The sequence below is a fragment of the Streptococcus sp. HMSC076C09 genome, assembly GCF_001837905.1.
Lineage (GTDB): Bacteria > Bacillota > Bacilli > Lactobacillales > Streptococcaceae > Streptococcus > Streptococcus parasanguinis_I.
In genome coordinates, this window is sequence record NZ_KV834634.1 from 1 (window position 1) to 22085 (window position 22085).

Sequence of the window (22085 nt, forward strand, 5' to 3'; positions counted from 1 at the left end):
TAAAGCCATCTAAAACTGGTGATAAATAAAGCTTTTGACTGCTTGCTGGAATGGCAAATTCTGTCACATCTGTGTAGCACTTTTGCATTGGTTTGGTTGCTTCAAATTGACGTTGAATAAGGTTATCTGCTTTCTTGCCAACCTCTCCTTGGTATGAAGAATACTTCCGTTTACGGCGAATTCGAGCCGTTAAACCAAGTACTTTCATAAGACGCTGCACCTTCTTATGGTTCACTACAAAGCCACGATTTCGTAATTCTAGAGTCATGCGACGATAGCCGTAATTTCCTTTATGCTCAGTATAAATTGACTGAATTTCAGCTTTAACTTGCTCATCCTTATCGCTTTGATCCAGCTGTTTTAAGTGATAATAATAAGTTGAACGGGCAAGCTTAATAATCTTTAGAAGGATATCTAAAGAAAACTCTGTTACCAATCCTTGAACAATTTCCGCTTTTCTTCTTGCTCTTTTTCCTCCTTCAATCGGAGTTCTCTCAACTTTTTTAGAACAGCATTCTCCGCTCTCAGGTATTCATTTTCTGCTTGAAGACGTTCTAACTCTGTCATTTCTTCAGGTTTTTTCTTTGGCTTGCGTCCCATTTTAGGTGCTCTCCCTCTTGTTTTCTCAACAATAGTATACCCATTTTTCTTGTATTGTGCCAGCCAATTTGGAAGCATTCCTTGGTTTGGGAGAGCATAATCTAGAGACACCCTTATTTGAGAACGACCTTCAAGCAGAACTTTATCAATAATTTCTCGTTTTAATTTAGGAGAATAATAACGGTTCTTCCCCTTTTTGACGAACTCTATACCGTAACGATCAATCAATTTAATCATGTACCTAAGATTAGGAATATTTATCCCGAATATATTTGAAAGCTCTTTGAAGCTTCGCCCTTGTTTTCTAAGTTCATATATCTGAACTTTATCCTTATATGTCAATTTCATAATAAAAACACCCCAAAAGTTAGATTTTTTCTGTCTAACTTTTGGGGTGCGGTTCAGACCCTAACGGGTCTTTTTTTCACGAGCCTGGAAATGTAAGAGCGAGTTGAGGTCCAGTGGACCTCTTTTTCAGACCCTTTTGGATCTTTTTTGCGAGCATAGAAATATGATAGTGAGTTAGGTCCGTGTGAAGCTCTTTGACCTTTCCCAAGCTCTAATTATGCTATAATGATGGGGAGAAAGGTATCAAGGAGCGCAACATGAAGGAATGCACAATCATCAGAAACATGATGGAGTATGATATTGAAGGGATCTCTCAAGCTTTTATCCACCAAGGGTGGCCGGGTAGAGAGGATATCTTGACTAGCTATTTTCAGGAGCAGGAGAATAGAGAGAGGGACGTATTAGTAGCTGAGTCGGATGGATTTGTGGCAGGCTATATCACTATATTGCCTGCTGCCAAGCACGGCCCTTTCGTGGGAGTCTATCCTGAACTATCTGATTTTAATGTTTTTGAACCATTTAGAAATCGAGGGATTGGGAATCAACTCTTAGAGGAGGCAGAAAAAAGAGTCTGGCTACTATCAGAGATTGTTACTTTAGGGGTTGGTTTACACTCGGGTTATGGTCCAGCTCAAAGACTGTATGTCAAACGGGGCTATATCCCAGATGGATCTGGGGTTTGGTTTAGGGATCACTCCTTGGCCCCTTACAGTTCTTGTGAAAACAATGATGACTTAGTCCTCTATTTTTCAAAAAGATTGAACAGGGAAATACAGTAAAACAAAAACGGATGAAAACTTCATCCGTTTCTTTTTAGCGTCGAGTTGCTGGTGCTGTGCTCGAACTTTTAATATTAAAGCGTTTCTTGAGGTAGAAGCGAAGGACAAGTGCTAAAGCTCCTAAAACGATGGCAAGGACATCTGGAATAGTTGGGTTGAGAACCTGTGGGAGTAAGGAAGTAAAGGACAAGACAATGACCCAAAGGAACATGACTCCAACAAGAATCGGCATAGATTTCCAAAGAGAAGGACGCTCGCTACGATCTTTGGTACCATCCATATACTGATAGAAGAAGTAGTACATGAGGTATAAGAGCAGAGCCCCTGTCAAACTTCCAAGGATTAAGGTGATCAAACCATAGCCAGTACGACGAGGTGCAACCAAGTTCATAAAGGCGCTAATCGCAGCAAAGACTCCAAAGATAAAGAGGAAGGAATCCAAAATCATGAGAGAGGGGGCATCGTTTAATTTCGGATGCTCTTTTTCATAGCGTTCTTTCTCGCTGAAAGAGTTCGCCCATACAGTTGGAGCTCCAAAAAGGGTCCGTGCCGGAATTCCTTTTCCTTGGTTTTCATGGATAGCTGGTAGAATTTCCTGGATGAGGCTTTCTGCTTCTTCCTCTGTCTTTCCATTTTCAAGCAATTGGTGTTTGGCGATACGGATAAATTCTTGATTTTTCTTGCTTAGTTGATTCAAATCAAATTGAGACATAAATACTCCTTAGTGTTATTAGTAGGTGTTAGAACCATTTTTTATGGATGAGGTAGACGACGAGAGACCCGGTCAGGGCAAAGGCGATGATAATGATCAGCCAGAAGGCATGGGGTTCGCCATTGAGCGGAAGCTCATTGTCCTTGAAGTTCATCCCGTAGGCCGAAAAGATCATGGTTGGAATGGACATGACAATGGTAACGAGAGCCAGAGTTTTCATGATGTTGTTCTGGTTGTTGGAGATAATCGATGCGAAGGTATCGGTCATGGAGTGCAGGATATTTCCATAAATATCTGCCATCTCGATGGCCTGCTGGGTTTCGATCAAGGTATCTTCCAACAGATCCTCGTCTTCTAAGTATTTCTTGATGTTACTTGTAGCGCTGGTCAATTTCTTGATCACGCGCTCATTGGTTTTCAGAGAGGCTTTAAAGTAGACGATGGTTTTTTCCAGCTCCATCAACTCAATCAGCTCTTCATTACGCGTTGATTTGTGCAATTGACTTTCAATCTGCTCGCTTTTGCGATCCAAGGTACGAAGCGCTGACAAGTAGAGTTCAGCGTTACGATAGAGGATCTGAAAGATAAAGCGTGACCGCATAAAGGTATAGAAATTCCGCAAGCGTCGGTTGATAAAGATATCGAGAAGCGGCAATTTCTCCAAGCAAGTCGTGATAATAGCCTCTTCTGTCAGGATAATCCCTAGCGGAATGGTCACGTAGTAGGTCTGATTGTTCCGCTCTTCCTTGATGGGAACGTCGACGATGATCAAGGTATATTCATCTTCGATGGTCATACGGGACATTTCTTCCGCATCGAGTGGTGCCCGTAAGTCGGCAATATCGATATTAAAAGCAGAGGCGATTTCCATCGATTCACTTTGAGAAGGGTTCACAAGGTTGATCCAGCTACCAGGTTCCAGCGTCTCTATTTCCTTAAATTCAGTCGTTGTCGATAAAAAGACCTGTTTCATGGTGCCTCCCCTTGTTTTTTTACACCTTAACATTATATCAGAAAAAGGACGGTTTTGGATAAAAGAATACTAAAAAATTTGTTATAATGGAGGTTAACAAAAAGGTGATTAGAGTAAGAACATGCAAGATAAAATTGTCATTCATGGGGCACGCGCCCATAATTTAAAAAATATAGATGTGGAAATTCCACGGGACAAATTAGTCGTGGTGACGGGTTTGTCTGGTTCTGGAAAGTCCAGTCTGGCCTTTGATACCCTCTATGCAGAAGGTCAGCGCCGCTACGTGGAGAGCTTATCGGCCTATGCCCGGCAATTCTTGGGAAATATGGAAAAACCAGATGTGGACTCCATTGACGGCTTGAGTCCAGCTATCTCCATCGACCAAAAAACGACCAGCAAAAACCCCCGTTCTACAGTGGGGACGGCAACAGAGATCAATGACTACCTGCGCTTGCTCTATGCGCGTGTAGGGACGCCTTATTGTATCAATGGGCATGGAGCGATTACAGCTTCTTCGGTTGAGCAAATTGTCGATCAAGTCTTGGAATTACCAGAGCGCCAACGCCTGCAAATTCTAGCTCCTATTATTCGCAAGAAAAAAGGCCAGCACAAGAATATCATTGAAAAAGTCCAAAAAGACGGCTATGTCCGGGTGCGGGTCGATGGTGAGATCTATGATGTGACAGAGGTTCCAGAACTATCTAAAAGCAAGCAGCACACGATTGAAGTAGTTGTGGACCGAATCGTGATCAAAGAGGGCATCCGCTCGCGGCTCTTTGATTCGATTGAAGCAGCTCTTCGGATTGCGGATGGTTATGTGGTGATTGATACCATGGATGGCAAGGAATTGCTCTTTTCTGAGCATTATGCTTGTCCAGTCTGTGGCTTTACCGTTCCTGAATTAGAGCCCCGCCTCTTTTCTTTCAATGCGCCTTTTGGATCTTGTCCAGATTGTGATGGGCTGGGTATTAAGCTAGAGGTGGATTTAGATTTGGTGGTGCCAGATGATCGCTTAACCCTTCGCGAAGGAGCCCTCGCTCCTTGGAATCCGATCTCTTCCAACTACTATCCACAGATGTTGGAGCAGGCCATGATCCATTTTGGCGTTGATATGGACCAGCCGTTTTCTGATCTTTCTCAAGAAGAAAAGGACTTGGTCCTCTATGGGTCAAATGGCAAGGAATTCCACTTCCACTATGAAAATGAATTTGGTGGAGTTCGGGATATCGAGATTCCTTTTGAAGGGGTCGTAAACAATATTCACCGTCGTTTCCGTGAGACCAATAGTGATTTCACCCGCAACCAAATGCGCTCTTATATGAACGAATTGACCTGTGCGACCTGCCATGGCTACCGTCTCAATGACCAGGCTCTCTCTGTTCGTGTCGGAGGAGAAAAGGGGATGCATATCGGGGAAGTGTCAGATCTATCGATTGCGGACCACTTAAAAGCCGTGGACCAGCTGATCTTAACGGACAATGAAGCTACGATTGCAAGACCGATCCTAAAAGAGATTAAGGATCGCTTAACCTTCTTAAACAATGTGGGGCTCAATTACTTGACCCTGTCACGATCGGCTGGGACCTTATCAGGTGGAGAAAGCCAGCGCATTCGCTTGGCAACCCAGATCGGTTCCAACCTCTCTGGTGTCCTTTACATCTTGGATGAGCCGTCTATCGGCCTCCATCAAAGGGACAATGACCGCCTGATTGCCAGTCTCAAGAAGATGCGCGATTTAGGCAACACCTTGATCGTCGTCGAACATGATGAAGATACCATGAGAGAGGCAGACTACCTGATCGACGTCGGCCCAGGTGCCGGTGTCTTTGGGGGAGAGATCGTTGCAGCAGGAACTCCAAAGCAGGTGGCACGCAACAGCAAATCCATCACTGGCCAGTATTTGTCCGGCAAGCGCAAGATTCCGGTTCCAACAGAGCGCCGTTCAGGAAATGGCCGCTCTATTGAAATTACAGGAGCAAGTGAGAATAACTTACAAGACATCACAGTACGCTTTCCTCTAGGAAAATTCATCGCAGTCACTGGAGTTTCCGGTTCTGGAAAATCGACCTTGATCAATGGCATCTTGAAAAAAGCCATCGCTCAAAAGCTCAACCGCAATTCGGAAAAACCAGGGAAATACAAGACGATTCAGGGGATTGAGCATATCGATCGCTTGATCGACATTGATCAAAGCCCGATTGGTCGGACTCCTCGTTCCAATCCAGCGACCTATACAGGCGTCTTCGATGATATTCGTGATCTCTTTGCTCAGACCAATGAAGCCAAAATTCGGGGCTATAAAAAAGGCCGCTTTAGTTTCAATGTCAAGGGTGGGCGTTGTGAAGCCTGCTCAGGAGATGGGATCATCAAGATTGAAATGCACTTCTTGCCAGATGTCTTTGTCCCTTGTGAGGTCTGCCATGGACGTCGATACAATAGTGAAACCCTCGAAGTCCACTACAAGGAAAAAAATATCGCAGAAGTTCTGGATATGACGGTCAATAAGGCAGTCGAATTCTTCAAGCACATTCCAAAAATTGAACGCAAACTCAAGACCATCCAAGATGTGGGCTTGGGCTATGTAACGCTGGGGCAACCAGCGACCACCCTTTCAGGTGGGGAAGCGCAGCGAATGAAGTTGGCTTCTGAATTGCACAAGCGCTCTACAGGAAAATCCTTCTATATCTTGGATGAACCAACGACCGGACTCCATACCGAAGACATTTCTCGCTTGATCAAAGTCTTAGAGCGGTTTGTGGATGATGGCAATACAGTCCTTGTGATTGAGCACAATTTAGATGTTATTAAGACAGCAGATCATATCATCGATTTAGGACCAGAAGGCGGTGTCGGTGGTGGAACCATTATTGCGACCGGAACACCAGAAGAAGTAGCAGCAAATCCTGCTAGCTACACAGGACAATATTTGAAAGGAAAATTACAATGAATCAACGGATCAGCTACTTAAGAAACAAAATGAAAGCCCAAAACCTCAAAGCGGTATTGATTAACAATTTGAAAAATGTTTATTATTTAACCAATTTCTGGGGTTCAAACGGGACCGCTTTGGTGACAGAAGAACGCGTGGTACTCTTTACAGATTCGCGCTACACCATCCATGCCCATGCGACTTGTTTCCCCTTTGTAGAGATTGTGGAAACCCGCGATGAGTTGACTGCAGCTGCAGAGATCGTTAAGGACCTTGGAATCAAAGAACTTGGTTTTGAGGATGAAGTGACGGTGGCCTACCATGCCCGCATGGCTTCTGTTTTCAGTGGTATTAGCCTTCAATCCCTAGCGAACTTTGTCATGGAATTGCGCTTGATTAAAGATGAGACCGAGATTGCGGCGATTAAAAAAGCTTGTAGCATCTCTGACCAAGCCTTCCATGATATTTTAGACTATATCAAGGTAGGGAAAACGACAGAGTTGGAAGCAGCGACTTTCCTAGATTTTAGAATGCGGGAGTTAGGAGCTTCTGGTGTATCTTTTGATATTATCTCAGCAGCTGGTGAACGCTCTGCCATGCCTCATGCGACTCCAAGTGATCGGGTCATTTCAGCAGGAGATGCCTTGACCCTTGATTTTGGTTGCTTGTATAATCACTATGTTAGCGATATGACACGGACAATCTATGCAGGACATGTCAGCGACAAGGAAAGAGAGATTTACGAAACCGTTTTGAAAGCCAATCAAGCCTTGATTGATGCTGCTAAAGATGGACTTGGCTTCCGTGATTTTGATAAAATCCCACGTGATGTGATCGAGGCAGCCGGCTATGGTCAATACTTTACTCATGGAATCGGTCATGGAATTGGGCTAGATATCCACGAAGAACCATACTTCAGCCAAACGTCTAAAGAAGCGATTCAAGCAGGTATGGTCTTAACAGATGAGCCAGGTATTTATATCGAAGGTCTCTCTGGCGTGCGGATCGAAGATGACCTCTTGATTACAGAAACTGGCTGTGAAGTCTTGACTCTTGCTCCTAAAGAATTGATTGTCCTATAAAATAGACAGTATTTTCTTAACCCCTGTGTAACAAACAAAGATAAGAAATGAGGCCTATGAAAAAACGAATTTTAGTATTGGGAATTCTTCTAGTAGCCCTTCTATTTGCATTTGCTCCTTCTGCTCATGCTGGTGTCGGCAATACGCATAGTGGTGGTAGTAGCACTATTCATTCTGGCGGTGGTGGTGGTAGTAGCTGGTCTGGAGGGGGAAGTAGCTGGTCTGGTGGCAGTAGCTGGTCTGGTGGATCCAGTAGCTACAGTTCTAGTTCTGGATCAGACTCTGGTGGGGCGGTAGCAGTTGTCGCCATCATTGGATTGATTGGATTTGTCTATAATATTGCAAAAGAGGCTAATGAGAGTGATGATTCGTCCTATTCAAATAGTGGTCCAAAACGGACAACCGAAGAACGGGCGGGTCGACCAATTGAGAACAACTATGAAGCGATTCGCCGCATCCGTAAACTGGATCCAATGTTTGATGAAGACCGCTTCTTGTCGCAAGTTAAGCTGGTTTATCTTCAATTGCAGTCTGCCTGGACAGAAAAAGATTGGAATTCTGTGCGGAACTTAGAAAGTACGAGTCTTTATGAGCAGCACTTGACGCAGTTACAAGAGCATATTCGTGCCAAAACAACCAATGTTCTAGAGCGCGTATGTGTGGAAGATTCGAAGATCAAAGACTTTATCGAAAATCCAGAAGGCAATGACCGCATTGAAGTCATTCTGTCTTCGACGATGAGAGATTACATTCGAAATGATGAAACGGGTCGTGTGATCGAAGGGGATCCAACCAAAGATCTCTTTACCGTTTACCGCATGGTCTTCCTCCGTGAACATGGAGCCCAGACAGAGATCATTAAGAATTCAGAAGTCGTTAGTGATCACTGTCCGAACTGTGGTGCGCCACTAACGATCGATTCAATCGACAAGTGTGAATATTGCCAAGCATCCTTGAAGCACAATCCAAAAGATTGGGTCTTGGATGTCTACGAAGTTGTGGATGAAATTGAATTCTACAGATAGGAGAATGTATGGGATTTATTAAAGCAGCCCTTTCAGCGGGCATTTCAAGTTTTCAAGATAGTAAATTTAAGGAAGCCATTACCTTGCCGGAAGCTGTTCCAGCAACAGCTTTGGCCATTAAGGGACAGCTCTTGACCAAAGATCCAGATGGGCGCTCTCGTCAGAGCAACCAAAATACGGGTCTATTGACAGATGGCTCTGTTGTCATTGTTCCCCAAGGCTATGTTGCTCTCTTGGTCAATAATGGAACGTTTCTAGGAGACCTTCTAGAAGCAGGGAGTCACGAATGGCAAGCCGGTGAAAATGCCTGGTTGTTTGAAAAGGGTGGTGTGAAAGGAACGTGGGATCAGTTCAAGAATCGTTTCTCATTTGGAGGCCAAGTGGTCACCCAACAAGAAATTATTTTTGTGCGGATGCAACCTTTTACAGGAAATAAATTTGGCACTCAAAATCCAGTTGAGTACTTTAGCGACCGTTACCAACAGCTTCTGAGCATTCGCTTTTATGGTCTCTATGATGTCAAAATAGCAGATCCGGTTCTTTTCTATGTCAGTGCAGTCAGTCGCCAAATTACGGCAGATAAACCTTTTACCTTGGAAGATGTAGCTCAGGGAACCTTGCGCCAAAACCTCGCTCCAAAAATTGCCGTCGCCCTTTCAAAATATACGGCTGAAAATAAGGCAGATATCTACAATATCAATGCAGACCAAGACGTCTTCAATGAAGTCGCAAAACGCGAAGTCAACAAAACGTGGTCAGAATTATATGGTATTGAATTAACCAATGTCCTGATCGAAGATCTGAGCTACGATGCTGATAGTATGGCCAAGGTTAATAAACTGGACAGTGAATTGGCAGCCATGAAGTACAATACCATCGAAATTGAAGAGCGTCGCGCCCGCAATGAGGCCTTGGTGGCAGCTGCCAAAAATGAAGGTAGCAATGGCATGAATATGATTATGGGGATGAATCTGGGTCAAGCTCTGGGAAATGATCTGCAACAACAAGCAGCACCAGCTCAAGACAAGCCCAAAACCTTCTACATTGAGGTGGATGGCAAATATGTCCATGTGACCAAAGATGCGGATGGTAATATTGTCCCTGTTGACGAATAGAAGGGAACTAGGCTCAGAGATGTAGAGTCTCCAATCGCTAGTCTCTGCACTCTTTCCTTCCTAAAAAGAAAAGATTGCTGTTTGAGAAAAATCAAATAGTGTGTTACAATAAAGAGTAATCTATTTTTAAAAAAAGAGGTAATAAAACATGATCGAAGCAAGTAAATTAAGAGCTGGTATGACGTTTGTCACAGCAGATGGAAAATTGATTCGCGTTTTGGAAGCAAGTCACCACAAACCAGGTAAAGGAAATACCATCATGCGGATGAAATTACGTGATGTCCGTACTGGTTCTACATTTGACACAAGCTACCGTCCAGAAGAAAAATTTGAACAAGCGATTCTTGAGACTGTCCCAGCCCAATACTTGTACCAAATGGACGACACAGCCTACTTCATGAACACAGAAACTTATGACCAATACGAAATCCCTGTCGTCAATGTTGAAAATGAATTGCTTTACATTCTTGAAAATTCAGAAGTGAAAATTCAATTCTACGGAAATGAAGTGATTGGGGTAACTGTACCAACTACTGTTGAATTGACAGTCACAGAAACTCAACCATCGATCAAAGGTGCTACAGTGACTGGTTCTGGAAAACCAGCAACAATGGAAACAGGACTTGTTGTAAACGTTCCAGACTTCATCGAAGCAGGACAAAAACTCGTTATCAACACTGCAGAAGGAACTTACGTTTCTCGTGCGTAAGAGATCTCTCAGGGTGTCAAATAGAAAGGAACTTCTATGGCAACTGAACAATTTGGTGACATCGTTATTGCACCACGTGTATTAGAAAAAATTATTGCGATTGCAACGGCAAAAGTAGAGGGAGTTTACTCTCTTGAAAATAAGAGCGTGTCAGATAGCCTTTCAAAACGCTCACTTGGTCGTGGCGTCTACCTTCATACAGAAGAAGACGGTCAGGTCTCAGTGGATATTTATCTCTACCTTGAATATGGAGTGGCGGTACCATCTGTAGCAGTAGCGATCCAAAAGGCTGTGAAATCTGCTGTGTATGATATGGCGGATGTCACCTTGGATGCGGTTAATATCCACGTTGTAGGGATTGCAACAGAAAAATCTCCAAAACCAGACTTGAAAGACTTGTTTAATGAGGACTTCCTCAATGACTGATGAAATTTTATTAGAATCACGTCGAGATTTACGCGAGCGTGCTTTCCAAGCCTTGATGGCCTTGGAGTACGATGGAGACATTGTCGAAGCTTGTCGCTTTGCTTATCTGCATGATAAGGACGTGGCAGAAGATGCAACAGTTGATCTTCCGGCCTTTCTCTTGAATATCGTGACCGGCGTTTATCAGTCAAAAGATCAATTAGACCAACAAATCGGTCAACATTTGAAGCCTGGTTGGACAGTAGAACGCTTGACCTTGGTAGAGAAAAATATTCTGCGCCTTGGAATTTTTGAAATGACAGAGTTTGACACTCCACAGATTGTTGCTGTGAATGAGGCAGTCGAATTGGCTAAGGCCTTTTCAGATGAGACTTCATCACGTTTTGTCAATGGTGTTCTCAGTCAATTTGTGACAGAAGCATAGTATAAAAGAGCCCGCGGGCTCTTTTTTGATTGAAGGAAATATCTATTTTGGACCTAATTTTAATCTAATCTTACGATATAAAGTATAAAAATATGCTATACTAAAGAAAAAAGAAAACAACCACTAGGGGTGCGTAAAGCTGAGATTAACGACTGTTAGACCCTTTGACTCGATCTAGGTAATGCTAGTTGATGGAAGTGGACAAAATAACAATGGTTTATAAGCCACTAATTGACTTCTTGATACAGACTTTATCTTGTTTTACCAAATACAAACTTCAGCTGGTTGGGAGGTTTTAGATGACTTATTTACCCGTTGCTCTAACAATTGCTGGAACTGACCCTAGCGGTGGAGCTGGAATAATGGCTGATTTAAAGTCATTCCAAGCTAGAGGTGTCTATGGAATGGCCGTTGTAACTAGTCTTGTCGCTCAAAATACCAGGGGGGTTCAATTAATAGAGCATGTTTCTCCTCAAATGCTGAAAGCTCAATTGGAAAGTGTTTTTTCAGATATTTCCCCTCAAGCTGTAAAAACTGGTATGCTTGCGACTACGAAAATCATGGAGATGATCCAACCCTACTTAAAGCAACTTGATTGTCCCTATGTGCTTGATCCTGTGATGGTAGCTACTAGTGGAGACGCTTTAATTGATACAAGTGCAAGAGACTATCTCAAAACAAATTTGCTGCCTCTTGCAACGATTATTACACCCAATCTTCCTGAAGCAGAAGAAATTGTCGGCTTTTCTATCAAAGACCAAGAAGATATGCAAAAGGCTGGGCGTTTGATCCTAAAAGAATTTGGGCCTCAATCAGTTGTTATCAAAGGAGGACACCTCGAAGGTGGTGCCAAAGATTTCCTCTTCACAAAGGATGAAGAATTTGTCTGGGAAAGTCCACGAATTCAAACTTGCCATACCCATGGTACTGGCTGTACCTTTGCTGCAGTTATCACTGCTGAGCTTGCAAAAGGGAAAAGCCTCTATCAAGCAGTTGATAAGGCCAAGGCTTTTATCACAAGAGCTATCCAAGATGCCCCTGAACTTGGGCATGGTTCTGGTCCTGTTAACCATACAACTTATAAAGATTAAAAAAACTCTCTCATTCCCCATATATTGGGAATGAGAGAGTTTTTATTTAGAGATGATTTGATCTAATTTTGTTAAAAATTCTTGGGTTCTTGCTTCAATATCTCTTGCCTGCATCAAATCACGAACTACTGCGATACCAGCAATACCTGTTCCAGAAAGTTGATGGATATTTTCACAAGTTAAACCGCCAATCGCTACGACTGGAATACCGACTGCTTGGCAGATGTCCTTTAAGGTAGAAATGAGGGTAATAGGGGCATTTTCCTTGGTTGTTGTGGGGAAAATTGCTCCTGTTCCTAAGTAATCCGCCCCAGATTCTTCTGCTTCGAGTGCTCTTTTCACTGTTTTTGCAGTTACACCTAGTATTTTCTCTGTGCCCAAGACTTGTCTGGCTACTGAAACTGGGAGTTCATCATCTCCTATATGAAGTCCTGCAGCATCGACAGCTAGGCACACATCCAAACGATCATCGATAATCAAAGGAACTTGGTAAGTATCGGTAATTTGTTTCACCATTTTTGCAAGTTCATAATACTGATTGGTCGTGAGCTGTTTTTCTCGTAGCTGGATCATGGTAACACCTGACTGACAAGCTTGCTCAACTTTTTTAAGGAAGGTTTCAAGCGGATCTTGGTAGCGATTCGTAACCAGATACAGTCTAAGCGTTTCTTTAAGCATAATAGCCTCCTTTGATTGCATCTAACCAGTTGGCATCCTTTTTTAAGAGAGACAATTGATTAAGAGTCTGTAAACGAAAGTCTTCTAGCCCCATTTCTCGGTCTATAATTTTCTCTGCAGCGATATTCAGATAAGACACTGCGAGACAAGATGCCTCAAAGGCTGTAGTCCCATGACTAAGGAAGACCGCAGCTAGAGCGCCTACAAGATCTCCTGTTCCTGTGATCCAGTCCAGTTCTAGACAACCATTTGTCAAAATGGCAACTTGATTAGATGAAACGATGAGATCTTTAGGACCGGTAACTAAGAATGTACTTGTTGGATAGCCTTGACACCAGTCTTTCAGGACACTCACTAGATCTGCTGTTTCTTGATCTTTCTGGCTGGCGTCCACTCCAACTCCATGGTGCTTCAAACCCACTAGGCTTCGAATTTCAGACATATTTCCCTTAATAATGGTTGGAGAATATTTCAAAATATCCATTGCTAAGGTTTTGCGGATAGGAGAGGCAGAGACGCCAACCACATCTAAAACCATAGGTAGCGAGGATTTAGCTGCAAAGGATGCTACCTTAAGAATTGCTTGCTCCTTGTCAGCTGACAAATGTCCTAAATTCAATAAGATAGCTGCACTTTGCTTGGTAAAATCAAGGACCTCTCTGGAGTCATCTGCCATTACTGGCTTAGATCCCAGAGCCAAAATTGCATTAGCGACCATCTCACAGGAAATTTCGTTAGTGATACAATGGATTAAATGACTTTCAGATAGAGGGAAGGGATTTTGGAAGGTATGCATCATTCAATCCTTTCTTCAAAGAAATAGCTTTGTACCTTTTTAAAGAATTTCTGGGTAATTAAAAATCGAAATGATACAAAAGCTATGGCTGTCCCGATCAAGGTAGCTCCGATAAATCGTGGTGTGTAAATAAACCAACTGAGTTTTGCAGCTGAGCCTGTGAAAAATACCATAACAGGATAAGAGACAATAGAGCCGATGATTCCTGTACCGATGATTTCTCCTAAGGCAGAAAAGTAGAATTTTCTACCATATTTGTAAAAGAGTCCGGCTAGTAGAGCTCCAAAGGTAGCTCCTGTTAGGGCCAAAGGAGGAATTCCTTGTGTTGTCATACGGATAAAAGCAGTCGCAGTTGCCATGACTAAAGCATAGACTGGTCCCATTATGGTTCCTGCTAAAATATTCACAACACTAGACATAGGTGCCATTCCTTCGACACGGAAGATAGGTGTCAGAACCACATCGAGGGCAATCATCATGGATAAGACGGTTAATTTATGAATTTGTAATTGGTTGGTTTTCATTTTTCATTAATCTCCTTTTTCTAAAGCCTGTAAAGTGCTCTTCCATGTTTGATGCTGGTAGGCCATTTCCCAAAACTGTGCTTCCATATAAACGCTAATTCGGAAGGCTTCGAGCATTTTTTTCTTGTCTAGCTCGTCACTTTCACTGTAGAGTTGATTGACTAGTTCCGTCTCTTCTTTTATTTGCTGTTCGAGTTCATCTGTAATGTAAGTTTCAATCCACTTCTGATAAAGGACTTCTGGTGAAGGACGAAGATTAAGTGCCTTACCTAGGTCATGGTACAACCATGGACACGGGAGCAAGCTCGCAAAAGCAATGGCTACGTTCTCTTCTTCAAATTGACGATAAATATGCGAAATATAATGGTAGCAGGTTGGAGCAATCGGCTGCTCTGCCATTTCCTTGTCATCAATCCCCAGCTCCTTGAAAAACTGTTGACGGATAAATAACTCACCTTCGACTAAGCTCTGAGCATTTTGTTTCAAAAGTCTCTTCATTTCTTGTTTTGAAGTTTTTTCAGCTAAGTGATCATAGGCTTTTGAAAAGGCATTTAAGTAGTAGGCATCCTGAATCAAGTAATAGCGAAAAATGGAAGGATCTAAATTTCCCTTTTGTAACTGTAAAATAAAAGGGTGCTGAAAGGAAGCCTGCCAGGCCTCCCTGGATAATTCCATAGCAATATCTGTAAATTCCATAATAACTCCTTTATAAAAACAGACTGATTTGAAGGGTTAAATAGATAAGTAGGTAGATGATTTTTGTCTGTCTGGGAATATAAAAGTTCCGATAGGACTTTTCTATCATGGCATCTTCATCATAGCCATGTGCTGATAAGGCTCTTAAGTATAGATGTCGCCATCTAAAGACGCTAATCAAGACCTTGCTATAAATCAAAGGGGACCAAAAATGCAATTTTTGCCCTCGTAACAAACAGGCCTCCTTTATGGATTTAATTTCTTTCTGAATCAGCGGAAAAGCATTGAAAACCACTAACAAGGCATAGGCCCAAGACCGTGACAATCCCATTTGTGCCAAATACAAGAGTAACTCTTTTAGTGAGATGCTTGAGATAAATACAATCCCTATACAAACTGTCACAAAACCCCTGGTTCCAAGTAAAACTGCTTGGGAAACATCTCCATGTAAATGAACTGCCCAGTAATTGGCAAAGCCTGGTAGGATAGCCAAGAAAACCATCCAAATCATCATATGAAACTTGCGATAAAAGCACATATAGACGATGCAAAAGAAGGCAACCGATAGATTGAGAGGAACCGATGGAACAAAGGAGGTTTCCAAGGATAAAAGTAGTAAAAAGAGGATTGTTACCGGAGTTTGAGTGGGGACTTTAACCATTCTATCTCACCTCCGTTTTATTTCCTATACCACGAGATCTTAGTGGCCTTGTGATAGAAACTTCTTTAAGATATTTTAACCCTGTAGATGTCATTTCAATCCAGTAATCAACTAGTGACACAAGCGGATCTAAACGATGGGAAATAATTAAAAAGCTACGTCCTTTTTGACACTCCTCCCTTATCCACCTACAAACATAATCGCAAGCCCTATCATCTAAACCTGCAAACGGTTCATCTAATAAGACAACAGTGGCTTGACTTGTCATGATCGTTAATAATTGAACCATCTTTTGTTGTCCTCCACTTAACTGATAGGGACTCTTATCTAAGGAATTCTCCAAATCAAACAATTGCAGGACTTCCTTGACTCTTTTATCGTTCTCATTATCTAGGTCATCTAACTGAAGTTCTTTCTTGAGACTGGCTCTGATAAACTGCTTATCCGCCTCTTGTACCACATATGTTATCTCATCATATAGACTTTTTTTCTTTTTTAATAGCCTATTCTTCCAATGAATCTTCCCTTTATACTTCTGAAATTGGAGAATGGAACGAAAGAGGGTTGATTTCCCAACACCATTATCCCCTAGGATACAGGAAACCCCTTCATAAAATGTAAAATCAGGAATGGAAAAGAGAGGAGAATCATTTAGGATACAGGTCATTTGTTTCAGATGGAAAAGATCCTGACAATTGCCGACTTCCTTTGAAAAAACTTCTCTAGTTTCAGAGGAAGGGATTTTGAATATTTTTTTGACTTCGTCATTTCTTAGTTCAACCATATGGTCGATATAGGCTTCGTAGTCAGACAAATCATGATCACAGAGGATAATCGTCTTACCTGCTTCAACCAGTTCCTTCAAAATCCCTAGTATCTCAAGCCGACTTTTACGATCAATTGATGCAAAGGGTTCGTCTAAAAGATAGACACTAGGATTCATGGCAAAGAGTACTGCTAGGGCCGCTTTTTGTTTTTCTCCACCTGACAATTGGTGAATCGGACGGTGGAGAATTTTTTGGCTTCTACATTTCTCCACAACTTCCGCTATTTTAGATTCAATTTCCTGAATTGGATAAGCAATATTTTCTAAGGAAAAGACCAATTCCTCAAACAAGGTCTCCATGGTAAATTGATGGTTGGGGTTTTGAAATAGGATACCGACCAATTGGACACGTTCAGCTACAGAAAGTTGTCTCATGTCAATTCCATCGATAAGGATCTGACCACTATATGGCACTGGACTGAGTTGGGCAATAATTTGAAAAAGGGTTGATTTACCCGAACCGCTTTTTCCAACCAATAAAGTAAAGGCTTGGGATTGAAATGTAAAGTCAATCGGCTTTGTGAAAGAGGGATAGACAACCCCCTTTAATTCCACCCCCATCTATACTTCACTCCCAGCAGAAAACTGATGGTAAAGTTTGACCGTAGTACGAACTAGAATCGCACAGAAGAAAAATACTGATGCAAAACGTACCAAAAGCAAGGATAGTACGAAAGGAAGAGAAAAGGCATAGTAACCTAATTTAATGTATTCATAGACAAAGCTAAAGAGTGTAATTCCAATACTATTAGCTGTCAGTGAAAGCCAACTTTCATAACGATTCTTGGTGATAAGAAAGCCGAATTCACTTCCTAACCCTTGAACCAAACCGGATAATAGAGCTCCTAAACCGAATTGACTACCGTAAAGGACTTCAGCAAGGGCAGCTAAAACTTCTCCAATAGTTGCACTACCGATTCTTGGGATGAAAATAGCCGTAATAGGTGCAGCCATACACCAAAGACCAAATAATATTTCGTTGGCAAAAGCCTGTAAACCTAGAGGTGTTAAGCCAATAGTCAAAATATTATATAGATATCCTGAACCTACAAAAACGCCACCAAAAAAGATAGACAAGAAAGCAAGTAAGATAACATCTTTTAAACGCCATTTTTTAAACATAAAAACTCCTTTTTAAGACAGTCGGGCATTTAAGAAAGACGTACCACAATACTCTACATCTAGTCTATCTGGTAAAAATTAAAAAACTCCAATTACAATCAAGAATTAGAGTTTTGCTTATAAGATTAGACAGTTCTTTTCGACACACGAAAAAAACCTTTTCACATTTCCCTTCGCCAGTATTAACTGTAGCAGGTTCAATGGGTATCATCTCAGCCTAAAGCACCCCAAATGTCTTTATAATATTATTTACTCATCAGTATAACAGAAAATGAAATCTCTAGCAAGATATTTGTTAAAAAATGTATTTACAAAGTTTATGATACCATTTTCCGTGTACATCCTGTTTGTACTCTCTAAAACAAATAGGGAGTGGGACAAGGAACGATTTTTAGTAAACATTCGTTCTGTCCCACTCCCTCTTTTCTTATTAATACAATTTCAGATCACGAGGATCTACTGGGAAAGTTGGATTATATGGATTGTGACGAAGTTTGAAGTGTTTCACATCTTCAATCGTCTGAGTTCCAGATAGTTGCATCACGGTCTTCAATTCTGCATTCAAGTGTTCAAAGACTTGGCGTACACCTACACCACCGCCCAGAGCTAAGCCATAAATAACGGGGCGACCAATAGCTACCAAGTCAGCTCCTGAAGCCAAAGCCTTAAAGACATGTTGCCCACGCCGAATACCAGAGTCAAAGACAATCGGTACACGTTTGTCAACTGCTTCAGCAACTTCTTGAAGTGAGTCAAAGGCAGCTGGGCCACCATCGATTTGACGTCCACCGTGGTTGGTTACCCAGATACCAGATGCACCTGCAGCAAGAGAACGTTCAACATCTTCACGGCATTGAGGACCTTTAACGTAAACGGGTAGGCCTGAGTATTCAGCGATGAATTCTACATCTCGTGGAGAGAGGCGTTGTTTAGCTGATTTGTAGACAAAGTCCATTGACTTACCAGCACCTTCAGGTAGGTATTCTTCTACGATTGGCATTCCAACTGGGAAGACAAAACCATTACGTTTATCAACCTCACGATTCCCCCCAACAGTTGCATCTGCCGTTAAGACGATCGCTTTATAACCTTCTGCCTTCACGCGATCCATAATGTGGCGGTTAATCCCATCATCTTTACTAAAGTAGAACTGGAACCAATGAGGAGTCCCTTGAAGGGCTTGCGTAATTTCTGGAAGATCAACTGTAGAGTAGGAGCTTGTAGTATAGAGGGAACCAAACTCATGTACCCCGCGCGCAGTAGCCACTTCCCCTTGTTCATTGGCTAATTTATGAGCTGCAACTGGAGCCATAATGATGGGTGAAGATAGCTTTTCACCAGCAAATTCAATCTCAGTACTTGGATTTTCCACATCACAAAGCGTATGAGGGACAATCAGCTTATGGTTAAAAGCTCGGATGTTTTCACGCAATGTAAAGGTATCTTCTGCTCCGCTAGCGATATAGCCAAAAGCAGCTTTTGGAATGACTTGTTGAGCCATAGGCTCCAAATCATAAGTGTTAATAAAATCTACAGGTCCTTCTGCATTGCTTGTTTTATATGACATAAAATGTCCTCCTTCATAAGTAAGCGGTTACTCTTTTCTTACCCACCTATCTTAACTTATTTGCAAACGATTTTCAAAAAATTTGTCTGTCATTTTCAATTTAAAGAGAGATGATGAAATAAAAGAATGACTTATGTTCCAAAAGAAAGTGCAGGTTAACACTGATCCATTACACAAAATAGAGAGTGGGACAGAAACCGGTCATTCGTTAGAATTCGATTTCGTCGTCCCACCTCCGCACAGTTGAGTAGGGCTGTAAAAGATGATGAAATCAGCGTAGTAGAGCCCACTCAACCACTGCGTCTTGCTCGACACTCCAAAAACAAGAAGAGGCTAGGACTTTTGTCCCAGCCTCATTTTCCTAAAAATTCTATCAATCTTAATTTGAAAATTTACGATGAAAAATGAAAGACTGGGCAAACGCGTGTCCAGCCTTTGAAAATTGAGAGAAGGAACTATATAGCAAGGAATTAGACGCTGTTGCCGGAATGAAGACTAACCGGCAAGAAATAGCCTGTCGTTGCAACGGTTTGACCGTCGATTTTTTGAAGCAAGAGGTCTACTGTCAAGACTGCGATCTCTTTGATCGGTTGTTGGATGGTTGTGAGCTCTGGAATAAAGGTTTGGACGAACTGGGTGCCATCATAACCAATCACTTTAAGCTGTTGAGGAACTGGAATTTCCAGCTCTTTAGCGACTTTCATAATTAAGATAGCTGTCAAATCATCCGAAGCAAAAATGGCATCTGGTTTTTGGTGGATTAAGATCTGTTTGATTTCCATTTCCTTGCGAATGGGTGAAAAATCACTGGAGACATTAATGATAGAAGCGTTTGGCAAGACTGAAGCAAAACCTGCATGGCGAAGACCTGTTGGGGAGTTGGAATTGTCATTTCCTGTGATCATGATGATGTTTTGAGCCCCAGTCTTGACGAGGGTTTCAGCTGCGAGGATCCCTCCAGCGTAGTTGTCTGAAGAGACAACCGGAATTTCTGGGGAGAGGTTGCGGTCAAAAGCAATGATAGGAGCAGTTACCCGGTTGTAATCTTCAATGCCCAAATTATGACTTCCTGAAATGATGCCATCTACCTGGTTAGCCTCCAACATCTCAATATATTCGCGCTCTTTCTCGGAGTCGTGTTCACTATTGCAGATAATGGTTTTATAGCCGTGTTTGAAGAGTTGGTGCTCTAGTTTGTCGATTAACTCAGCATAGAAAACATTGCTGATGTTGGGAAAGATCAAGCCGACTAACTTGGCTGATTTTCCTTGGAGGCTACGAGCAACATTGTTAGGTTTATATCCCAATTCTCGCATGGCTTCTTGGACTTTTTGGATCGTTTTTTCAGATAGGTATCCTTTTTTATTGATGACCCGTGAGACAGTAGTAGGGCTGACACCGGCGAGTTTGGCGACATCAGTTAGCTTTGCGACCATAATCAAGTTCGTAGTAAGTTCCAGTAGGGGTTCCAGACTTGATCAAGATTCCATTTTGATCTGCATGTGGGTAGACCCGACCAGAAAATACTTTTTCTCCTTTATTGATAAAGATTTCAAATATCGAATTGTCAATGAAAATATTAGCGGTTGTCGCTTGGTTAGCGATTGTGCAGCTACGGCTCGTACCGAAGTCTTGGGCATATTGCTCACCAGCCTGGCTACGATCGACTGTGACCAATCCTTTAGCCAGATCAAATGTGAGAGCTAAGCCCTTCCCTTCTGCATCGGCAAAGAGGACGATTTCGTTCTGGCTATCCTTTTCAAACTGCAATTCCAATTCATAGCAGTTCTTGGTTTGAGCCTTGTTGGCAAATGCCTCACTCTCAGCGCGCAAGTCCTTGATCGCTTCAACTGGGTATTGGTAGAGTTTGCCATCTTTGATGGTTAATTCTTTGACCAGTGAGAGAGCTCCTTGGTAGTCATAGGAATCCGTTGGATAAGAAACGTCTGGAAGACCTAGCCAGCTAACAGTATAGGCACGTCCATCGGGAGCATTAAATCCTTGAGTCGCATAGGCTTCAAAACCATAGTCGAGATTATGCAATTCAGATACATCAACCATTTTGGCCTTTTCTGGGTCAAAGCTTGCCCCAATCTTGTACATATTTGGATAGATATTGTCATAATCGAGAACGGCTTTATCTAAGCCTTGAGGGCAGTATAGGAGAACGGGTTGGTCTCCTACAAAGACTAGGTTGGGACATTCCATCATATAAGCTGTCCGATCGTTTGCAAAATCCAAGTCACCGACTGTAACCCAGTTGGAATAGTCATTATCTACAGCCTTATAGAGACGGATGAATCCTTTCTTCTCAAGGTCTTGACCACCAACGATAGCGTAGAATTGACCTTTGAAATTAAAAATCTGTGGGTCACGAAAGTGATCCGTAGAGTCAGCAGGTTGATCAATCAAGATTTTGTCAATTTTTTCAATCTTGCCGTCTTTATCCATCAAAGCACCGACTTGGTAAGGATGACGAACCCATTCTGCATCACGAACATTTCCGGTGTAGAATAAGAATAGTTTGTCACCAAACTGCATGGCTGATCCGGAATAAGCTCCATGGCTATCCAGATCTGTGTCTGGAAGAAGCGTTACACCAGTTTCTTTGAAATGAACCAAGTCTTCACTTTCTGTTTGTACCCATGATTTTAACCCATGGGCTGCACCAAATGGGAAATTTTGGTAAAACAAGATCCATTTTCCATCAAAGTAGGAAAAACCGTTAGGATCATTTAAGAGACCAGCTTTTGGCTCAACATGATAGTGTGTATGCCAAGGAGATTTGGCCATATGATCTTGGATGGCTTGCTTTTCCTCTTTTGTCCAGTCTTCGTAACGTCTGTAACGACGTTCAGTTGTCCATTCCATTTTATTCCTCCGAATTTTTTCTTACTTCCATAGTACCGATTTCCTATTAAAAATGCAAGCGATAAATGAAAAAAATGGCAAAAAATGTCAAACGATTGACAGCTATTTTGCAGCCTGAAGAAAAGAGGAGA

General features: G+C 42.1%; 21 protein-coding genes, 1 pseudogene and 2 riboswitches. Of the genes and pseudogenes, 9 read left to right on the forward strand and 13 right to left on the reverse strand.

The features are described 5' to 3' along the window. A pseudogene (locus tag HMPREF2704_RS10735) lies at nucleotides 1-948 on the reverse strand (IS3 family transposase); the annotation flags it as partial. Nucleotides 949-1205: 257 nt separating this feature from the next. Between HMPREF2704_RS10735 and HMPREF2704_RS03065 the strand changes: the two are divergent. Beyond that, nucleotides 1206-1727: a GNAT family N-acetyltransferase gene (locus tag HMPREF2704_RS03065; RefSeq protein WP_070845646.1), complete on the forward strand. Its 522-nt coding sequence runs from the start codon at nucleotides 1206-1208 to the stop codon at nucleotides 1725-1727. A gap of 34 nt (nucleotides 1728-1761) precedes the next feature. Here HMPREF2704_RS03065 and HMPREF2704_RS03070 read toward each other — a convergent pair whose 3' ends face one another. After that, the gene (locus tag HMPREF2704_RS03070; protein ID WP_013904094.1) at nucleotides 1762-2439 is read right to left on the reverse strand and encodes a DUF1129 domain-containing protein; all 678 of its coding nucleotides are present in this window, start codon (nucleotides 2437-2439) and stop codon (nucleotides 1762-1764) included. 28 nt (nucleotides 2440-2467) lie between these two features. After that, nucleotides 2468-3412, reverse strand: a complete 945-nt coding sequence (locus tag HMPREF2704_RS03075) for a magnesium transporter CorA family protein (protein ID WP_070466493.1) — start codon at nucleotides 3410-3412, stop codon at nucleotides 2468-2470. A 121-nt stretch (nucleotides 3413-3533) separates the two neighbouring features. Here HMPREF2704_RS03075 and uvrA point away from each other — a divergent pair, with 121 nt between their 5' ends. The 8 genes from uvrA (at nucleotide 3534) to thiD (ending at nucleotide 12213) form a co-directional block, all read left to right on the forward strand. Continuing rightward, a complete protein-coding gene (gene uvrA, locus HMPREF2704_RS03080; RefSeq protein ID WP_070466492.1) occupies nucleotides 3534-6359 on the forward strand; it encodes an excinuclease ABC subunit UvrA in 2826 nt (941 codons plus the stop codon). After that, a complete protein-coding gene (locus HMPREF2704_RS03085; protein ID WP_070466490.1) occupies nucleotides 6356-7423 on the forward strand; it encodes a M24 family metallopeptidase in 1068 nt (355 codons plus the stop codon). The genes uvrA and HMPREF2704_RS03085 overlap by 4 nt, the downstream gene beginning before the upstream one ends. A gap of 56 nt (nucleotides 7424-7479) precedes the next feature. Next, a complete protein-coding gene (locus HMPREF2704_RS03090; protein ID WP_049474082.1) occupies nucleotides 7480-8448 on the forward strand; it encodes a TIM44-like domain-containing protein in 969 nt (322 codons plus the stop codon). Nucleotides 8449-8456: 8 nt separating this feature from the next. Beyond that, the gene (locus HMPREF2704_RS03095) at nucleotides 8457-9563 is read left to right on the forward strand and encodes an SPFH domain-containing protein (RefSeq protein ID WP_049474081.1); all 1107 of its coding nucleotides are present in this window, start codon (nucleotides 8457-8459) and stop codon (nucleotides 9561-9563) included. 148 nt (nucleotides 9564-9711) lie between these two features. Beyond that, nucleotides 9712-10272: an elongation factor P gene (efp, locus tag HMPREF2704_RS03100; RefSeq protein ID WP_049474080.1), complete on the forward strand. Its 561-nt coding sequence runs from the start codon at nucleotides 9712-9714 to the stop codon at nucleotides 10270-10272. Nucleotides 10273-10308: 36 nt separating this feature from the next. Then, nucleotides 10309-10698, forward strand: a complete 390-nt coding sequence (locus HMPREF2704_RS03105) for an Asp23/Gls24 family envelope stress response protein (RefSeq protein WP_003005404.1) — start codon at nucleotides 10309-10311, stop codon at nucleotides 10696-10698. Continuing rightward, nucleotides 10691-11122, forward strand: coding sequence for a transcription antitermination factor NusB (nusB, locus tag HMPREF2704_RS03110; protein WP_049474079.1), 432 nt, complete (start codon nucleotides 10691-10693; stop codon nucleotides 11120-11122). Before HMPREF2704_RS03105 ends, nusB begins: the two co-directional genes overlap by 8 nt. A gap of 115 nt (nucleotides 11123-11237) precedes the next feature. After that, nucleotides 11238-11335, forward strand: a riboswitch (TPP riboswitch). 86 nt (nucleotides 11336-11421) lie between these two features. After that, nucleotides 11422-12213 (forward strand): bifunctional hydroxymethylpyrimidine kinase/phosphomethylpyrimidine kinase, encoded by a 792-nt coding sequence (thiD, locus tag HMPREF2704_RS03115; protein WP_049474078.1) that lies wholly within the window; start codon nucleotides 11422-11424, stop codon nucleotides 12211-12213. Nucleotides 12214-12255: 42 nt separating this feature from the next. Here the strand turns inward: thiD and thiE are convergent, their stop codons facing one another. The 10 genes from thiE to HMPREF2704_RS03165 form a co-directional block, all read right to left on the reverse strand. Beyond that, the gene (gene thiE, locus HMPREF2704_RS03120) at nucleotides 12256-12891 is read right to left on the reverse strand and encodes a thiamine phosphate synthase (RefSeq protein WP_049474077.1); all 636 of its coding nucleotides are present in this window, start codon (nucleotides 12889-12891) and stop codon (nucleotides 12256-12258) included. Continuing rightward, the gene (locus tag HMPREF2704_RS03125; RefSeq protein ID WP_049474076.1) at nucleotides 12884-13687 is read right to left on the reverse strand and encodes a hydroxyethylthiazole kinase; all 804 of its coding nucleotides are present in this window, start codon (nucleotides 13685-13687) and stop codon (nucleotides 12884-12886) included. The genes thiE and HMPREF2704_RS03125 overlap by 8 nt, the downstream gene beginning before the upstream one ends. Further along, the gene (thiW, locus tag HMPREF2704_RS03130; protein ID WP_049474075.1) at nucleotides 13687-14211 is read right to left on the reverse strand and encodes an energy coupling factor transporter S component ThiW; all 525 of its coding nucleotides are present in this window, start codon (nucleotides 14209-14211) and stop codon (nucleotides 13687-13689) included. Before thiW ends, HMPREF2704_RS03125 begins: the two co-directional genes overlap by 1 nt. A gap of 6 nt (nucleotides 14212-14217) precedes the next feature. Beyond that, on the reverse strand, nucleotides 14218-14907 hold the full coding sequence (gene tenA / locus HMPREF2704_RS03135) for a thiaminase II (protein ID WP_049506470.1): 690 nt from the start codon (nucleotides 14905-14907) through the stop codon (nucleotides 14218-14220). A gap of 10 nt (nucleotides 14908-14917) precedes the next feature. Further along, complete coding sequence (locus HMPREF2704_RS03140) at nucleotides 14918-15568, reverse strand: energy-coupling factor transporter transmembrane component T (protein ID WP_049474073.1); 651 nt, start codon at nucleotides 15566-15568, stop codon at nucleotides 14918-14920. Nucleotide 15569: 1 nt separating this feature from the next. Further along, nucleotides 15570-16955 (reverse strand): ATP-binding cassette domain-containing protein, encoded by a 1386-nt coding sequence (locus HMPREF2704_RS03145; protein ID WP_049474072.1) that lies wholly within the window; start codon nucleotides 16953-16955, stop codon nucleotides 15570-15572. Next, nucleotides 16956-17516: an ECF transporter S component gene (locus tag HMPREF2704_RS03150; protein ID WP_049486253.1), complete on the reverse strand. Its 561-nt coding sequence runs from the start codon at nucleotides 17514-17516 to the stop codon at nucleotides 16956-16958. Between the two features lie 151 nt (nucleotides 17517-17667). Then, a riboswitch (TPP riboswitch) is annotated at nucleotides 17668-17756 on the reverse strand. Between the two features lie 190 nt (nucleotides 17757-17946). Next, nucleotides 17947-19083, reverse strand: coding sequence for an L-lactate oxidase (gene lctO / locus HMPREF2704_RS03155; protein ID WP_049474070.1), 1137 nt, complete (start codon nucleotides 19081-19083; stop codon nucleotides 17947-17949). Between the two features lie 470 nt (nucleotides 19084-19553). Continuing rightward, complete coding sequence (locus tag HMPREF2704_RS03160) at nucleotides 19554-20519, reverse strand: LacI family DNA-binding transcriptional regulator (RefSeq protein WP_049486254.1); 966 nt, start codon at nucleotides 20517-20519, stop codon at nucleotides 19554-19556. Further along, on the reverse strand, nucleotides 20500-21954 hold the full coding sequence (locus HMPREF2704_RS03165) for a sucrose-6-phosphate hydrolase (RefSeq protein WP_070466488.1): 1455 nt from the start codon (nucleotides 21952-21954) through the stop codon (nucleotides 20500-20502). The genes HMPREF2704_RS03160 and HMPREF2704_RS03165 overlap by 20 nt, the downstream gene beginning before the upstream one ends. Nucleotides 21955-22085: the final 131 nt, after the last annotated feature.

What these genes read in the sequence shown, in the direction of transcription:
- lctO (WP_049474070.1), bottom strand. Translation starts at nt 19,083, where the DNA reads ATGTCATATAAAACAAGCAATGCAGAAGGACCTGTAGATTTTATTAAC.
- tenA (WP_049506470.1), bottom strand. Translation starts at nt 14,907, where the DNA reads ATGGAATTTACAGATATTGCTATGGAATTATCCAGGGAGGCCTGGCAG.
- nusB (WP_049474079.1), top strand. Translation starts at nt 10,691, where the DNA reads ATGACTGATGAAATTTTATTAGAATCACGTCGAGATTTACGCGAGCGT.
- HMPREF2704_RS03145 (WP_049474072.1), bottom strand. Translation starts at nt 16,955, where the DNA reads ATGGGGGTGGAATTAAAGGGGGTTGTCTATCCCTCTTTCACAAAGCCG.
- HMPREF2704_RS03085 (WP_070466490.1), top strand. Translation starts at nt 6,356, where the DNA reads ATGAATCAACGGATCAGCTACTTAAGAAACAAAATGAAAGCCCAAAAC.
- HMPREF2704_RS03095 (WP_049474081.1), top strand. Translation starts at nt 8,457, where the DNA reads ATGGGATTTATTAAAGCAGCCCTTTCAGCGGGCATTTCAAGTTTTCAA.
- HMPREF2704_RS03150 (WP_049486253.1), bottom strand. Translation starts at nt 17,516, where the DNA reads ATGTTTAAAAAATGGCGTTTAAAAGATGTTATCTTACTTGCTTTCTTG.
- thiE (WP_049474077.1), bottom strand. Translation starts at nt 12,891, where the DNA reads ATGCTTAAAGAAACGCTTAGACTGTATCTGGTTACGAATCGCTACCAA.
- HMPREF2704_RS03070 (WP_013904094.1), bottom strand. Translation starts at nt 2,439, where the DNA reads ATGTCTCAATTTGATTTGAATCAACTAAGCAAGAAAAATCAAGAATTT.
- HMPREF2704_RS03165 (WP_070466488.1), bottom strand. Translation starts at nt 21,954, where the DNA reads ATGGAATGGACAACTGAACGTCGTTACAGACGTTACGAAGACTGGACA.
- thiW (WP_049474075.1), bottom strand. Translation starts at nt 14,211, where the DNA reads ATGAAAACCAACCAATTACAAATTCATAAATTAACCGTCTTATCCATG.
- HMPREF2704_RS03160 (WP_049486254.1), bottom strand. Translation starts at nt 20,519, where the DNA reads ATGGTCGCAAAGCTAACTGATGTCGCCAAACTCGCCGGTGTCAGCCCT.
- HMPREF2704_RS03105 (WP_003005404.1), top strand. Translation starts at nt 10,309, where the DNA reads ATGGCAACTGAACAATTTGGTGACATCGTTATTGCACCACGTGTATTA.
- HMPREF2704_RS03090 (WP_049474082.1), top strand. Translation starts at nt 7,480, where the DNA reads ATGAAAAAACGAATTTTAGTATTGGGAATTCTTCTAGTAGCCCTTCTA.
- HMPREF2704_RS03125 (WP_049474076.1), bottom strand. Translation starts at nt 13,687, where the DNA reads ATGCATACCTTCCAAAATCCCTTCCCTCTATCTGAAAGTCATTTAATC.
- HMPREF2704_RS03075 (WP_070466493.1), bottom strand. Translation starts at nt 3,412, where the DNA reads ATGAAACAGGTCTTTTTATCGACAACGACTGAATTTAAGGAAATAGAG.
- HMPREF2704_RS03065 (WP_070845646.1), top strand. Translation starts at nt 1,206, where the DNA reads ATGAAGGAATGCACAATCATCAGAAACATGATGGAGTATGATATTGAA.
- HMPREF2704_RS03140 (WP_049474073.1), bottom strand. Translation starts at nt 15,568, where the DNA reads ATGGTTAAAGTCCCCACTCAAACTCCGGTAACAATCCTCTTTTTACTA.
- thiD (WP_049474078.1), top strand. Translation starts at nt 11,422, where the DNA reads ATGACTTATTTACCCGTTGCTCTAACAATTGCTGGAACTGACCCTAGC.
- efp (WP_049474080.1), top strand. Translation starts at nt 9,712, where the DNA reads ATGATCGAAGCAAGTAAATTAAGAGCTGGTATGACGTTTGTCACAGCA.
- uvrA (WP_070466492.1), top strand. Translation starts at nt 3,534, where the DNA reads ATGCAAGATAAAATTGTCATTCATGGGGCACGCGCCCATAATTTAAAA.